10 protein-coding genes and 4 pseudogenes are annotated in these 14,148 nt (G+C 66.1%); 5 read left to right on the forward strand and 9 right to left on the reverse strand.

Annotated elements, in window-relative coordinates:
* Positions 1–95: 95 nt before the first annotated feature.
* The 5 genes and pseudogenes from GOALK_RS07115 to GOALK_RS07130 all read right to left on the reverse strand — a co-directional run.
* A pseudogene (locus tag GOALK_RS07115) lies at positions 96–320 on the reverse strand (ATP-binding protein); the annotation flags it as partial.
* A 77-nt stretch (positions 321–397) separates the two neighbouring features.
* Positions 398–1,465 carry a BtrH N-terminal domain-containing protein gene (locus tag GOALK_RS07120; protein ID WP_006358127.1) on the reverse strand — a complete coding sequence of 356 codons (1,068 nt, stop codon included), beginning with the start codon at positions 1,463–1,465 and terminating at the stop codon, positions 398–400.
* A 134-nt stretch (positions 1,466–1,599) separates the two neighbouring features.
* Positions 1,600–2,802 (reverse strand): annotated as a pseudogene (locus GOALK_RS07125) (NAD(P)/FAD-dependent oxidoreductase).
* Between the two features lie 60 nt (positions 2,803–2,862).
* Positions 2,863–3,087: pseudogene (locus GOALK_RS23385) on the reverse strand (integrase core domain-containing protein); the annotation flags it as partial.
* Positions 2,999–3,583: pseudogene (locus GOALK_RS07130) on the reverse strand (sulfurtransferase); the annotation flags it as partial. The pseudogenes GOALK_RS23385 and GOALK_RS07130, both read right to left, overlap by 89 nt.
* 116 nt (positions 3,584–3,699) lie before the next feature.
* Here GOALK_RS07130 and GOALK_RS07135 point away from each other — a divergent pair.
* Positions 3,700–4,875: a metallophosphoesterase gene (locus GOALK_RS07135; RefSeq protein WP_042378483.1), complete on the forward strand. Its 1,176-nt coding sequence runs from the start codon at positions 3,700–3,702 to the stop codon at positions 4,873–4,875.
* 21 nt (positions 4,876–4,896) lie between these two features.
* The gene (locus tag GOALK_RS07140) at positions 4,897–5,772 is read left to right on the forward strand and encodes an alpha/beta fold hydrolase (RefSeq protein WP_006358132.1); all 876 of its coding nucleotides are present in this window, start codon (positions 4,897–4,899) and stop codon (positions 5,770–5,772) included.
* Positions 5,773–5,838: 66 nt separating this feature from the next.
* Here GOALK_RS07140 and catC read toward each other — a convergent pair whose 3' ends face one another.
* The 4 genes from catC to GOALK_RS07160 form a co-directional block, all read right to left on the reverse strand.
* A complete protein-coding gene (catC, locus tag GOALK_RS07145; protein ID WP_006358133.1) occupies positions 5,839–6,120 on the reverse strand; it encodes a muconolactone Delta-isomerase in 282 nt (93 codons plus the stop codon).
* Entirely contained in the window at positions 6,120–6,986 is an 867-nt protein-coding gene (gene catA, locus GOALK_RS07150) for a catechol 1,2-dioxygenase (RefSeq protein ID WP_006358134.1), read from the reverse strand. The genes catC and catA overlap by 1 nt, the downstream gene beginning before the upstream one ends.
* A 63-nt stretch (positions 6,987–7,049) precedes the next feature.
* Complete coding sequence (locus tag GOALK_RS07155; protein WP_006358135.1) at positions 7,050–8,153, reverse strand: mandelate racemase/muconate lactonizing enzyme family protein; 1,104 nt, start codon at positions 8,151–8,153, stop codon at positions 7,050–7,052.
* Positions 8,150–9,097 carry a LysR family transcriptional regulator gene (locus GOALK_RS07160; RefSeq protein ID WP_006358136.1) on the reverse strand — a complete coding sequence of 316 codons (948 nt, stop codon included), beginning with the start codon at positions 9,095–9,097 and terminating at the stop codon, positions 8,150–8,152. The genes GOALK_RS07155 and GOALK_RS07160 overlap by 4 nt, the downstream gene beginning before the upstream one ends.
* Before the next feature lie 227 nt (positions 9,098–9,324).
* Here GOALK_RS07160 and benA point away from each other — a divergent pair, with 227 nt between their 5' ends.
* From benA to benC, 3 genes are read left to right on the forward strand one after another with little or no spacing between them, the layout of a single operon-like run.
* The gene (gene benA / locus GOALK_RS07165; protein ID WP_006358137.1) at positions 9,325–10,719 is read left to right on the forward strand and encodes a benzoate 1,2-dioxygenase large subunit; all 1,395 of its coding nucleotides are present in this window, start codon (positions 9,325–9,327) and stop codon (positions 10,717–10,719) included.
* A gap of 11 nt (positions 10,720–10,730) precedes the next feature.
* Positions 10,731–11,270 (forward strand): benzoate 1,2-dioxygenase small subunit, encoded by a 540-nt coding sequence (benB, locus tag GOALK_RS07170; protein ID WP_006358138.1) that lies wholly within the window; start codon positions 10,731–10,733, stop codon positions 11,268–11,270.
* Between the two features lie 54 nt (positions 11,271–11,324).
* Positions 11,325–14,138, forward strand: a complete 2,814-nt coding sequence (gene benC, locus GOALK_RS07175) for a benzoate 1,2-dioxygenase electron transfer component BenC (RefSeq protein WP_006358139.1) — start codon at positions 11,325–11,327, stop codon at positions 14,136–14,138.
* Positions 14,139–14,148 lie beyond the last annotated feature (10 nt).

A 14,148-nucleotide genomic window follows, 5' to 3' on the forward strand; every position in this document is an offset into this window, starting at 1 on the left:
GTCGACGGTCACGTAATTCCTCAGGGGTCTCCGTCAGGTAATTCCCCATGCTCGAGCGTGCTTGGGGCCAGCGTAGCTGAGCAGGTCGGTCGGGGTCAGGTGGTCTTCTTGGCGGGCGGTCCGGGTCGTTTACGGGGGCGGTAGGACGGGCCGTCCATAAGGATCTGGTGGCTGGTGTTGATGAGCCGGTCGAGCAGTGATTCGGCGACGACCGGATTGGGAAACAGGGGGTACCAGTCTTTGGGCGCTCTGTTGCTGGTCAGGATCAGCGGTTTGCCGGCGATTGCCCGGTCGGAGACCAGGTCGTAGAGATTATCGGATCCGCGTGTGCGCAATGTGCTCGGGCAGAATAGTCCAGGGCCATACGCACCGGGGTGTGTGCGGAATAGTACTGAGGTCAGCGTGCTATTGCACTCAGCGAGCTCGAAGCGGACTCAAGGGACTCGACTAGGTTCAGTTCGAGCTCTGGCATACGGCCGGCCGACATGGCCACTGTTTCCGCGCGAGCGTGCGCGTCGATGTCGCGTTGGACCCCCGCACGAGCGGTGTCGGTCCATGCCTGTGCACAACGGTCGGCGGCCACGGCGAGATCTGCTGTGGCGGGATCTCCTGTTAATCGTGCGATGTCGGCGCATCCGTCGGCGAGCAACCGGCGGAACAGTCCTCCGCCGGTTCCTGCTTTTTCGATGAAGGCGCTCAGGCTGAACAGGAATATCTCGAGCTGGTCTACGGGGAGGTCGGTCCAGGTCGGAATGTCGGCTGCAAGTTGAGCGGCCGCCGCGAGGCCTTCGTCCCCTGCGGCCTGTGCCGTCAGGTCGACGATTCCTGGCTGTGACGGGTGTCGCATACTGGCGGCGGACTGGCGAAACGCTTCCGCGGCCACTTGCGCTAGGTCTGGCAGTTCTTTTGACCACGCGATGCGGTACGTGCAGTGTCGTGTCGGTTGTGGAAATGATGTCGAGGATCGCGCGCGGGCCAGCGCCTCGAGTGAGACCTGTTGCACCTCGGCGCGGTCATTGTCTACGACGTAGGCGATCTCTTTGGCCTCGTCGTAGCCGATAATCACGATGTCGTGTCGACTCATCTGTAATTGGACCCGCAGGTATGGCAGCTCAGCGATGTCGCCCCAAACGAGGCTAGGCCTGCCTGCGTCGATCTCGTCGCGGATCCACGACCATCCTTCCTCGGGATCGTCGGTGGTAAGGATTTGGACCTGTGCACCGAGGCGGCGGGGTAGATCGATCTCGAAGTCGGCGCCTCGTCCTACCAGGTAGAGCGGTGGGACGAGGTCGTTCGATCGGAGGTAGGACAGTCCCAGAGCGCCACCGAGGGCAAACACCAGGCCTTCATCGGGTGGGCCATCCCATCCCAAACCGTGCCAGTGCAGAAGATCGCGCATTGCGCCCGAACCACAGTGTCCCCCCATCCGGTGTGGGTAGTCCTCGATCACGGTTGGGCGTCGCATCCGTACTCCTCACGGCTCAGTCGATCAGGGTTTGGTTGGGCTGGCAGGTATTTGACGGCGTACGACGCTGAAGGTTTCGTTGATGCTCGCCGTTATTACCTTCTCATCGTGCTCGCGAATCAGCGAGTACAGGGTCATACCGCTATTGGTGAGCTCAGTTTGGTTCGGTCGGTGGGGAGTTTCTGGGCGATGGCCCGTTTGCTGAACATGAAGTCCCGCGGGCGGTTGATGCAGTCGGCGGCGAGGAGTTCGCCGGCGCGCAGGTAGAAGCAGGTGAAGTCGCCGTCACGGGTCGGATCGCCGCGCAGGACGGTTTCGTCATACCCCGAATTAAGACCGGCAATCTGGAGTTTGTGGTGGTATTGATCCGACCAGAACCATGGAAGCGCGGCAATTTTCCTCTGTTTGCCGCAAATTGTCGCAGCGGCTACCTTGGCCTGTTCGCCCGCGCTCGGCACGGACTCTAGGCGTATGCGGCGGCCGTATCGGGCCATGTTGTGAATGGCGCAGTCACCGGCGGCCACGATATCGGGGGCGCTAGTGCGTGCTTGGTCATCGATAACGATGCCGTTGTCCACGGCCAGACCTGCGGCGGCGGCCAAATCGGTGTTCGGCTCAATACCGATGCCGACGATGACAAGGTCGGCAGGAATTGATTCACCATCGGCCAGGGCCACCTCCCGGACCCTGCCGACGCCGGACAGGGCCTCCACCAGCGCGTCCGTTCTGATGTTGACGCCTTTTCCCGATGGATCCGGTCGAAGAACGCCGACACCTCGGGCGCGGTGACACGCTCGAGGACGCGGCCGGTCGCTTCGAGCACGGTGACCTCCAGACCCAGCGCTCGCAACGAGGCCGCCGTCTCGAGACCGATGTAGCCACCCCCGACGATCACGGCGTGACAACCGGGGCTGGCGGCCACCCGGATCCTGGCGACAGTCGGCCGCAGTGCGTAGGTAATAGACCCCGGCCAGGTCGGCTCCCGGGGTGAGAAGTCGTCGAGGGCGGGCACCGGTGCACAGCGCGAGCTTGTCGTAGGGTAGGGCGTCGCCGTTATGTAGGATCACATGACCAGCCGCGCGGTCAACCTTCTCTACTGTTGCATTGAGGAGATGGATGCGCTGCTTGGCGTAGAAGTCGGGGCTGCGGATCGCGAGGTCGGCGAGGGTGCTGCGGTCCGCGAGGTAGGCCTTCGACAGCGGAAGGCGATGGTAGGGCAGGGCCGACTCGTCTCCAATTAGGACGATCTCGTCGCTCCACTTTTCCTGGCGCAGGCTGGCCGCGAGCTGGGCGCCGGCGTGGCTAGCCCCGACGATAATGGTTCGCTGCATTGTCATGTTCTCGATTTCGGGGTGAGGCGGACGGGACTGCTGCACGGATAGGTGACTGTTGGGGTGTCATGCCGCGGTAGCGGCGGTGTTGATCATTGCTTCGAACTCGACTGGCGTCAACCGGCCCAGGCGGGATTGGCGGCGCCGGCGGTGGTAGGTCCGTTCGATCCAGGTTACGATCGCGATCCTCAGCTGTTCACGGGTGTCCCAGCGCTGGCGGTCGAGGACGTTGCGTTGCAGAAGCGCGAAGAAACTCTCCATCGCCGCGTTGTCGCCGCAGGCTCCCCCTCGCGGTACCGGATGCGACGTCGTCGATCGTGGCGAGCGGGAGGTTCCCGCCGGTCAGCGTGACCTTTCCGGCGCGGGGCCGTCCGCCGTCGCCGGTCGTCGTGCGCAGGCCCTCGGCGGTCCAGGCGGCGAGACCACCGTCGAGCAGTCGCACGTCGGCGAGCCCGGCCCAGCGCAGCAACCACCATGCACGGGCCGCGGCCAGGTTGCCCGAGTCGTCGTAGACCACGACCGGGACGCCGTCGGTGATCCCCCAGCTCCGCGCGGCGGCCTGGAGGTCCTCGATCGCGGGGATGGGGTGTCGGCCCCCGACGGCTCCGGACGGTGGTGCGGCGAGTTCGGTGTCGAGGTCGGCGTACACCGCGCCGGGGATGTGGCCGTCCCGGTAGGCCTCGCGACCGTCGAAGTCGCCGAGTTGCCACCGTACGTCGAGGACCACCGGCGGCGTCCCGAGCAGCATCTCGGCCAGGTCGAGCGGGGTGACGAGTACATCGCTCATGTCGGTCAGCCTATCGACGCTCGCTCCACACCCCGGCGAAGGCCTGTCGGCCGCGATGCGAGAATGAGGCGGTCCGCACCTGCGGACGACTCTCCGCGATTCACAGGGGGCCTTTGGTGGCGCTGTTCCTGGCCGTGCTGGTTCCGGCGGTCTTCTTCGGTCTGATCACCTTCTGGCTGCACCGCCGGATCGTCCGCGCCACCGCACTCCCCCGACCGTGGTCGGGCGTCGCCGACGTCGCGCTCACCGTGATGTGGGCACTGGCGGTCATCGGGTTCGCCAGTGGCCGATCGCTGGACCCGTCGTGGGCGCGGCCGATCGGCTCGGTGGGCCTCATCTGGATCGGCATGGTCTTCTACCTGTTCCTCGGCCTGGCGATCATCGGACTGATCTCGTTCGGGGCGAACATCATTCGCCGGATTCGACGACGCCGGACCGGGACAGACGAGACGACCGACGCGGCCGCGCGCAGACTGCACCGCATGCGGATCGCGACAGCGGCCGTGGTAGTCGTGGCGCTCGGGGTCACCGGGTATGGCGTCTTCGAGGCGTCCCGGCCACAGGTGACCGAGGTCAGCGCGACATTCGACGGCCTGCCACCGCAGTTCGACGGACTCCGCATCGCCGTGGTCTCCGACCTCCACGTCGGGCCCGCGCGCGATGCCTCGTTCACCCGGCGCGTCGTCGACGAGATCAACGCGCAGAACCCCGATCTGGTGTTGCTGGTCGGAGACCTCACCGACGGCACGATCCCCTACGTCCGCGACACCCTGGAACCGCTCGCCGATCTCCGCGCACCGCTCGGGGTGTTCGGCGTCAGCGGAAACCACGAGTACTACTCCGACGACGGCGGCAGATGGCTCGACGTGTGGGAGGAATACGGCATACGGACGCTGCGGAACTCGCGGGTCCCGCTGACCGTCGACGGCGCGACCATCCAGCTCGCCGGCGTGCACGATGCCACCGCACCGGACCCGTACGAGCCGGATCTCACTGCAGCGCTAGAGGGTTCGTCGCCCGACGACTTCGTCCTGCTCCTCGCCCATCAGCCCAAGCAGGCCGTCGAGGCCTCCGACCTCGGCGTCGAGCTCCAGTTCTCCGGCCACACCCACGGTGGGCAGATGTGGCCGATCCGCTATCTCGTTCCGTTGCAACAGCCTTCGGTCCTCGGCCTGGATCGGATCGGGAACACCGTGCTGTACACGACCCGCGGTGCCGGCGCGTGGGATCCGCCGGTGCGAGTTCTCGCGCCGCCGGAGATCACCATGTTCACGCTACGGGCGACACCGTGACGTTGCGCGTACGCTCGCACGATGACCGAGTTCACGGTGGATGTCGGCGGGCGAGGCGTACGTGCACGGACAGTGGGTGAGGCGAGCGCACCGACGATCGTCCACTTCCACGGAACGCCGGGTTCCCGCCTCGAACTCACATTCGGCGACGAGATGTCCCGGCAGCGGGGCGTCCGGGTCGTCAGTTTCGATCGTCCCGGATACGGGTTGTCCGATCCGGCACCCATCGGCCTCTCGGCCGTCGCCCGAGATGCCGAGGCGCTGGCGGATCATCTTGACCTGGACCGGTTCGCGGTATTCGGCTGGTCGGGCGGCGGTCCGTTCGCGCTGGCCACAGCGGCAGCGCTACCCGCTCGGGTACGACGTGTCGGTTTGTCCGGCTGCCCCGGGCCCGCCCTCGAAATACCAAGCGTACGTGAGCAACTCAACGACAACGACATCCAGGCACTTTCCCATCTCCCGGGAGACCCCGGACGTGCCGCCCAGATCTTCCTGGACGGAAACCGGGAACTACTCGACGCAATGGTGTCCGTGCGAACCGATCCCGATGCGCCCTGGGTCGAATGGATGTGGGGCGCCAGCGATCCGGCGGTCATCACCGAGGCCCCGGTCCGTCGGGCGCTCTTCGAATCCTTCGCCGAGGCGATGAAGCAGGGTCCCGATTCGATCGCGTGGGACAACGTCGCGTTCGTCGGCCCCTGGGACTTTCGTCTCTCCGAGGTTTCCGCACCAGTTCACCTCTGGTACGGCGCTGACGATACGACGGCAATCCCCGCCGTCGGAGAGTGGCTCGCAGGTCGACTCCCGGATGCCGAGCTTTCCGTGTACCCCGGTGAAGGACATCTTGTCCCGTTTCGGCACTGGGCTGCGATGCTGTCCACGCTGACCGGCAGGTGAGTCGCAAACCCGTGAACGAGGCGCGACACCGCCCGCGACGACCGTCGCGGGCGGTTTGCGTCTGCGTCAGGCGTTGACGTCCGACGGGTGCGTCGCGAGCGGTGTCACCTTGATGTCCATGTACGGGAACAACGGGAGACCCGACAGGAGCATGTGCAGCTCGTCGTTGGACTCGACGTCGAAGATCGAGTAGTTCGAGTACTCACCGACGATGCGCCAGATGTGCGGCCACTTGCCGGAACGCTGCAGATCCTGGGAGTACGCCTTCTCCCGGACGACGGTGTCTGCCCGTACGTCCGGGTCGAGATCGTCGGGGATGTTGACGTCCATCCGAACGTGGAACAGCATCACTTCTCCGGATCGAGGACGAAGTCGTAAGCGACCGTGTAGCCGCCCTTGCCGTCGTCCTGGGGATCGAGGATCAGCTCGGGCTTCACCGCGCTGGCGACGTCGTCGTCGTTGTGGGCATCGCCGGGGAAGTACAGCTGCGCGGTGAGCTGCTCGTGGCCGGGCGCCGACACCTTGAGGTGCAGGTGGGCGGGACGCCACGGGTGCCAACCGGCCGCCGAGATCATCTTTCCGCACGAGCCGTCCGTCGGGATCATGTACGGCGCCGGGCGAATCGTGGTGATCTCGAAGTTGCCCTGGTCGTCGGTGGTGAAGGTGGCGCGCAGGTTCCACTCCGGGATGCCGGGAGCGAACTGCGAGTAGAAACCGTCGTCGTCGGCGTGCCACAGCTCGACCTTGGCGCCGGCGAGCGGGGTGCCGTCGCACGAGCGGACCTGGCCGTTCCACAACAGCGGATCGCCCTTCTCGTCCTCACGCATCGGCACTGCTCCCTTGGAGCCCTGCTCGGGGGCGTTCGGGACGTAGTAGGGACCCTCGATGCTGCCCTTGTTGCCCTCCCGGTGCTCGGTGGCGACGTCCTCGACGACGTGCTCGACCCAGACGTCGAGGAACAGCGGCCATTCGCCGTCCTCGCCGACGTTGATGAGCCACGCCTTGAGGGCGTTGTACTCGTCGTAGGTGACCTTGTGCTTGCGGATGGTCTCGTGAACCCCCGCGAGGACCTCGTTGATCAGCGTGGCCACGCGCTCCGGCGGGGTGTCCTTGACTGCCTCGAAGGGCGACTTGTCGGCGTGGAAACGCTCGGTGGCGGATGCGCCGGAGGCAGCAGCGGTCGCGACCTCGTTCGGGTGCTCGGTGGTGGTCATGTCGGTTCTCCTTGTACTCTTGCTCGTGGGGCTGCCACGAAACGATCTGTGGTGACGGGGTTTTCAGTTGTCGGTTCGGTAGCGTTCGAGTTTGTCCGGGTCGATCTCGAAGCCGATACCCGGAGCCGTGGACCGACACAGGTGGCCGTCTCGGATCTGCAGGGGCTCGGTCAGCAGGTCGTCGCTCATGTCGAGGAAGTTCGACAGCTCGCCCGCGTAGCGCGAGGTCAGTTCGAAGGCACTGCCGAAGGCGAGCGCGCACGCTGTGCCGACCTGACCGTCGACCTGGTTGCCCATGACCACCGGGATGCCGAGCCCCTCGGCGAGGTGGTGGGTCCGGCGCGAGGTGGTGAAGCCGGTCCGCGCGGTCTTGATGCTGATCGCGGTGGCGGAGCGTCCGAGGATCTCCCGGGTGACGTCGGCCGACGTGGGCACCGACTCGTCGGCGATGAACGGGACGTCGAGTTGCTCCACGAGCCAGCGTCGGCCCATCACATCGGCTGCGTCGCAGAGTTCTTCGGCGAACAGCAGGTCGAGGTCGGACATCTCCTTCATGGCTCGGGCCGACTCCGCGGCGGTCCAGCCGCGGTTGCCGTCGACGTAGAGCTCGATCTCGGCGCCGAACCGTTCGCGCAATGCCCGGACCACGGCGGTGTCGAGGCCCACCGGGTGCCTGCCGACCTTCACCTTGAAGGTTCGGATGCCGTAGGTCTCGACCATCTTCTCGGCCTCGGCGACCATCTTCGCGGGCTCGGCGAAACCGAGCATGTGGCTGACGCGCAACCGGTCGGTGAACCCGCCGAGCATGTCGCCCACGGGAAGCCCCAGGGTCTTGCCCAACGCATCCCAGATCGCCATGTCGACAGCTGATTTGGCAGCCGGGTTGCCGATCGTCCGCGCCAGCCGGGCGGCGACCACCTCACGTTCGAGCAGCGTGAGTCCGACGATCGCCGGGGCGAAGATCGTGTTGACGACGGTGATGATGCCGTCCTGGGTCTCTCCGTAGGTGAACGGCCGAGGCGGCGCTTCCGCGACGCCGACCACGCCGGTGTCGGTGTGTACACGGACCAGCACGTGATTGGCCACGTGCACCTCGCCCGAGGCGAACCTCAGCGGTTTCACGTACGGGATCGCGAATGGAATCGCGTCCACTCGGGTGATCTTCATCTTTCATCTCCAAACTGGGCACTGAGCTGAGCGTCGAGGTCGCGCGGGTCGGCGTCGGCCGAACCGGTTGCGAAAGCGGATGCGATGACATCGGCGACCGCGCCGACCACCGGGTTCTCGACACCGGTTTTCCAGGCCAGTGCGACCTCCACGGTGTCGGCGTCGGCGAGGTCGCGGACGACGAGCCCGTCCAGCGGGAGGGCTCGTACGGAGGCCGGCAGGACGGCAACCCCGAGTCCGGCGGCCACCAGCGCGAGCAACACCGGGGTACCGGATGCCTGATACGCCCGCCGGGGAACGAATCCGGCTGCGCGACAAGCCTTCACCACCGCGTCATTGACCGCCGAGTCCCGGCTGTCGTACATCACGAACGACTCACTTCGAAGGTCCGCCACCGACACCACGGGCTCGATGGCGAGCCGGTGATCGATCGAGGCGGCGAGCACCAGCTGTTCGACGTCGATCACCCGGGACTCGATGTCTTCCCCGGTCGCCGGCGGACGGAGGATGCCGAGATCGATCGCACCGGCGCGCAGAGCGTTGCACTGCCCCGGTGTCAGCATGTCGGCTCGGATGTCGAGGTCGACGTCCGGTAGTTCACGCTTGACGATGCGAGCGATACGGGGCAGATGAGAGAACGCGGCGATTCCGGTGAGACCGAGACGCACCAGGCCGCTCCGCCCCGCCGCTATCCGCCGAACCCCGTCGACGGCATCGTCGACGCCGGCCAGGACGCGCTCGGCCTGCTCCTTGAGATATGCGCCCGCAGGGGTCAGAGACACCTGGCGCGTGGTGCGCACGAACAGCGTGACGTCGAGTTCCGCCTCGAGCTGACGGATGGCGTAGGACAGAGCCGGCTGGGCCACGTGCAGAGTCGCCGCGGCCTGCCCGAAGTGGCAGGTCTCGGCGACGGCTGCGAAGTAGCGCAGGTGCCTCAGCTCCATGACTCGTCTTTTCTCGTAGAACCCCGTCGCCGGTCATCAAGTGTGACCGCGACCACGCATTACACGGTAAAGGTCGAATACATACAAGACAAAGACATTTGCAGACCGCATTGATCGCAGCTGTTTATCAATCGGATGCTTGGTCAGGACTGGCCATTGCCCTAGTGTGATCGGCACCACGTGGGTGCGACAGTGCAACGAGCAGCCAAAATCTGGAGGTACAGCACATGACCGCGTCCGTAACGGAACATCTTCACCACGTGAACTCTGTCCTCGGCGACGCGGTCGTCGACGACCGCGAGGCCGGCGTCTATCGCGCCAACCGTCGGATCTTCACCGACGAGGACATCTTCGAGCTGGAGATGAAGCACATCTTCGAGGGCAACTGGATCTACCTGGCCCACGAGAGTCAGGTGCCCAACCCCGGCGACTACTTCACCACCTACATCGGCCGGCAACCCGTGGTCATCACCCGGGACAAGAGCGGCGAGCTGCACTGCCTCATCAACGCCTGCGCCCACCGCGGGGCGATGATCTGCCGCCGCAAGACCGACAACCGGATGACCCTCACCTGCCCGTTCCACGGATGGACCTTCCGCAACGACGGCACCCTGCTGAAGGTCAAGGACCCCGAGGGCGCGGGCTACCCCGACACCTTCGACGTCAACGGCTCACACAACCTCACCAAGGTCGCACGCTTCGACAGCTACCGCGGCTTCCTGTTCGGGAGCCTGAACGACGACGTGCAATCGCTCGACGATCATCTCGGCGACACCCGCCTGGTCATCGACATGCTGGTGGACCAGTCGCCGGACGGCCTCGAGGTGCTGCGCGGTTCGTCCACCTACACCTACGACGGGAACTGGAAGGTCCAGGCGGAGAACGGCGCCGACGGCTACCACGTCACCGCGACCCACTGGAACTACGCCGCCACCACCTCGCGGCGCGGCACCGGCGAGTCCAAGAACGACACCAGGGCACTCGATGCCGGCGGATGGGGCAAGTCCGGTGGCGGTTACTGGTCGTACCCCAATGGCCATCTCTGCCTGTGGACCTGGGCGGCCAATCCGCAGGATCGGCCGCTCTGGGACAAGATGGACGACCTCAAGAAGACCCACGGCGATGCCAAGGGCGAGTTCATGGTGAAGGGTTCGCGCAACCTGTGCCTGTACCCGAACGTCTATCTGATGGACCAGTTCTCGACCCAGATCCGTCACTTCCGGCCGATCGCGCCGGACAAGACCGAGGTCACCATCTACTGCATCGCCCCCAAGGGTGAGAGCGGCGACTCCGCACGCGCGCACCGTATCCGCCAGTACGAGGACTTCTTCAACGCGTCGGGCATGGCCACCCCCGACGATCTCGAGGAGTTCCGCTCCTGCCAACTCACCTTCCGCGCGCAGGCTGCTCCGTGGAACGACATGAGCCGAGGAGCGCAGCACTGGCTGACCGGACCGGACGAGGTCGCCGAGTCGCTGGGCATGACCGGCGTCATCTCCGCCGGAGTCAAGAACGAGGACGAGGGCCTCTACCCCGTCCAGCACGGTTACTGGCTCGAGACGATGCGCGCTGCGGTGGCCGCCGAAGAGGAATCCGCGACCACAGCAGCCGAGAAGCACTGAAGGGGAACGGGATGACGACCACCGAGAACACCGCCGCAACAGGGACGGACGCCGGCGGGAAACTGATCACGCAGAACATGATCGAGCAGTTCCTCTATCGCGAGGCGCGCTATCTCGACGACCGCGAGTTCGAGAAGTGGCTCGACTGTTATGCCGACGACGTCGTGTACTGGATGCCCGCCTGGGACGACAACGATCGCCTGACCGAGGACCCGCAGCGCGAGATCTCGCTCATCTACTACGGCAACAAGGGCGGCCTCGAGGACCGGGTGTTCCGGATTCGTACCGAGAGGTCCTCGGCGACCTCACTTCCCGAACCGCGCACCAGCCACAACATCAGCAACGTCGAGGTGATCGAACGGCGCGGCGACCTCGTCGACGTCCGATTCAATTGGCACACGATGTATTTCCGGTACAACACGGTCGACCCGTACTACGGGACCTCGTTCTACACCATCGACTTCTCCGGTGAACGCCCGATGATCCGGCGCAAGACGATCGTGCTGAAGAACGACTACATCCACCACGTGGTGGACGTGTACCACTTCTGACCTTCACCTCACCAGCCCCGACCACCCCAAACGCCGATCAAGAGGATCCCGTCCATGACTGTCACCACCGATGCAGAGGCCGGCGCCGCCGCCGGCACCGCGAACACCCATCAGGTGGCGCTGTCCTTCGAGGACGGGGTCACCCGATTCGTCACCTGCCGCGAGGATCAGACCGTCGCCGACGCCTCCTACCGGCAGCGCATCAACATCCCGCTCGACTGTCGCGACGGCGCCTGCGGAACATGTAAGGCGTTCTGCGAGTCCGGCGACTACGACGGCGGCACTTACATCGAGGATGCGCTCTCCGACGACGAATCGGCACAGGGTTTTGCGCTGCCGTGCTGCATGAAGCCGAAATCCGATCTGGTGCTGCAGATCGCGGCCACCTCGGACGTCGCGAAGACACAGGCCTCGAGGTTCACCGGCACCGTCGTCGGGCTCGATCGTCTCTCGGAGTCGACGATGCGCCTGGAGATCCGGATCGAGAACCGCGGACAGTTGGCGTTCCTTCCCGGCCAGTACGTGAACATCGAGGTTCCGGGTAGCGATGACGGCGATGGGAATCCCATCCGGCGGTCGTACTCCTTCGCCAACGGGCCACACGAGGACCAACTGGTCTTCCTGATCAAGCTCACCCCGGGCGGGGCGATGTCGACGTATCTGACCGACCGCGCCAACCGGGGCGAGGAGATCAGCTTCACCGGGCCGCACGGTTCGTTCTTCCTTCGCGAGGCCACCCGCCCGGTGCTGTTGCTGGCCGGCGGCACCGGCCTGGCCCCGATCCTGTCGATGCTGCGAAAGCTGCACGCCGACAACAGCCGTCGGAAGGTACACCTGATCTACGGTGTCTCCACCGACACCGACCTGGTCGCGACCGACGAGATCGAGTACTTCGCCGACAAGATGCCGGGCTTCACCTGGGACCACTGTGTCTCGGACCCGGCCAGCTCGGCGACCAACAAGGGTTATGTGATGAGCCTGATCGAACCGGCTCATCTCTACGACGGCGACGTCGCGATCTACCTCTGCGGTCCGCCGCCCATGGTCGAGGCCGTGCGCAAGCACGTCGCGCAGGCCGGGATCGAACCGACCGGCTTCTACTACGAGAAGTTCGCGCTGGCCGCCAAGCCTACGGCCGCCGCGGAGGACGAGGTCGTCGGGGCCGAGACCGACGAGTCCGCTCCGGTCGTCGTGGCGGCGGCGACTGGTCGTGCGGCGGTGGAAGAGCTCCTATTCGCATCCGACGCCCGCGCGGTCGCGGGACAGCTGACGCTGCCGGCTGCCGAACTCGACAGCCGGCCGGGACCCCAATCCGGCACCCCCGACGACGACTCGCTCGTACGCGTTGCCGGACAACAGATGTGGCGCGGCGGGATCGGCGGCCCGGACCTCGATCCCGATGACGGCGCGATCCGGCCGACGGTGTCGGACGCGACCGGGACCGTGCGCACGATCGCCGGGCAGGAGATGTTCGCGGCGTCGGACCTCACCCAGCTACACGCTTCCGATCCCACTCCCGCGCCGGTCACCGGAACCCCGCACGACGACACCGATTCCGCCGAACCCGTCACCGCTCCGACCGTGGTCGGTTCGCAGGGTTATCAGATCGGCGAGGAACACCCGGCCATCCACGAGTCGGACGCCCTGTTCGAGGCGCGTGCCGCGCTCGAACTGGGCGCGCTGGAACTGACCTTCGGCCGCCTGAACACCAAGCAGCTGACCGGCTACCGGTTGCTCGCCGATGCCACCGTGCCCTACGTCGACGGGGACCGGTTCGTCGATGCCGCCCAGTACACCGAGACCAACGCCGCCTTCCACGACTACCTGTTCACGCTCACGGGCAACGACCACCTGCTCGAGGCCTACAAGGCCCTCGGGGTGAAGGGCCGGATGACCGAGGTGCTGCGCAACGCGACGTGGTGCCACCCGCTGTGCGCACAGGACCATCTCGACATCGTGTCGGCCTTCGAATCCGGCGACCACGACGCCGCCCGGGAGCTGATCGCCGCTCATGCCGAACGGTCCAAGCAGACGATGCGTCGTGCGATGGCCGACGAGATGGCCTCGCGCCGCCCGCGTTTCGTCACCCCCGGCCGCTTCGCCGGCAAGGTCGTGGTGATCACCGGCGCCGCACAGGGAATCGGTGAACAGGCCGCGCGCCGGATCAGCGCCGAAGACGGAACGGTCGTCCTGGCCGACCGGTCGGACCTCGTCGAGGAGGTCGCGCGTGACCTCGAGTCGACCGGTCCCGGGGCGGTGTCGGCGATCGCGGACCTGGAGTCCTACGACGGCGCCGAGTCGGTGGTCCGCCGGGCCATCGCCTCCTACGGCCGGGTCGACGTGCTGATCAACAACGTCGGCGGGGCGATCAACTTCAAACCGTTCACCGAGTTCACCGACGCACAGATCCGGGCGGAGATCGACCGGTCCCTGATGACCACGCTGTACTCGTGCCGAGCTGTTCTGCCGTCGATGATCGACAACGGCGGCGGGGTGATCGTCAACGTCTCCTCCGCCGCGACCCGCGGAATCCATCGCATCCCCTACTCGGCCGCCAAGGGCGCCGTCAACGCGATGACCGCGTCGCTGGCGATGGAATACGCTGACGCCGGTGTCCGCGTGGTGGCCGCTGCGCCCGGTGGCACCGAGGCCCCGCCCCGCCGGATCTCCCGCGGCACCCCCGAGCCGCGGAACGAGACCGAGGCGCGGTGGTATCAGGCCCACATCGATCAGACCAAGGCGTCGTCCCTGATGAACCGATACGGGACGCTCGACGAGCAGGCCGCGGCGATCTGCTTCCTGGCGTCGGACGAGGCGTCGTACATCACCGGCACGGTCCTGCCGGTCGCGGGCGGCGACCAGGGATAGGAACCCGAGG

The organism is Gordonia alkanivorans NBRC 16433, assembly GCF_000225505.1.
In the GTDB taxonomy this organism is placed as follows: Bacteria; Actinomycetota; Actinomycetes; order Mycobacteriales; family Mycobacteriaceae; genus Gordonia; species Gordonia alkanivorans.

Coding starts and splice junctions, on each gene's coding strand:
- GOALK_RS07120 (WP_006358127.1), bottom strand. CDS start 1,465: ATGCGACGCCCAACCGTGATCGAGGACTACCCACACCGGATGGGGGGA.
- GOALK_RS07140 (WP_006358132.1), top strand. CDS start 4,897: ATGACCGAGTTCACGGTGGATGTCGGCGGGCGAGGCGTACGTGCACGG.
- catC (WP_006358133.1), bottom strand. CDS start 6,120: ATGCTGTTCCACGTTCGGATGGACGTCAACATCCCCGACGATCTCGAC.
- catA (WP_006358134.1), bottom strand. CDS start 6,986: ATGACCACCACCGAGCACCCGAACGAGGTCGCGACCGCTGCTGCCTCC.
- GOALK_RS07155 (WP_006358135.1), bottom strand. CDS start 8,153: ATGAAGATCACCCGAGTGGACGCGATTCCATTCGCGATCCCGTACGTG.
- GOALK_RS07160 (WP_006358136.1), bottom strand. CDS start 9,097: ATGGAGCTGAGGCACCTGCGCTACTTCGCAGCCGTCGCCGAGACCTGC.
- benA (WP_006358137.1), top strand. CDS start 9,325: ATGACCGCGTCCGTAACGGAACATCTTCACCACGTGAACTCTGTCCTC.
- benB (WP_006358138.1), top strand. CDS start 10,731: ATGACGACCACCGAGAACACCGCCGCAACAGGGACGGACGCCGGCGGG.
- benC (WP_006358139.1), top strand. CDS start 11,325: ATGACTGTCACCACCGATGCAGAGGCCGGCGCCGCCGCCGGCACCGCG.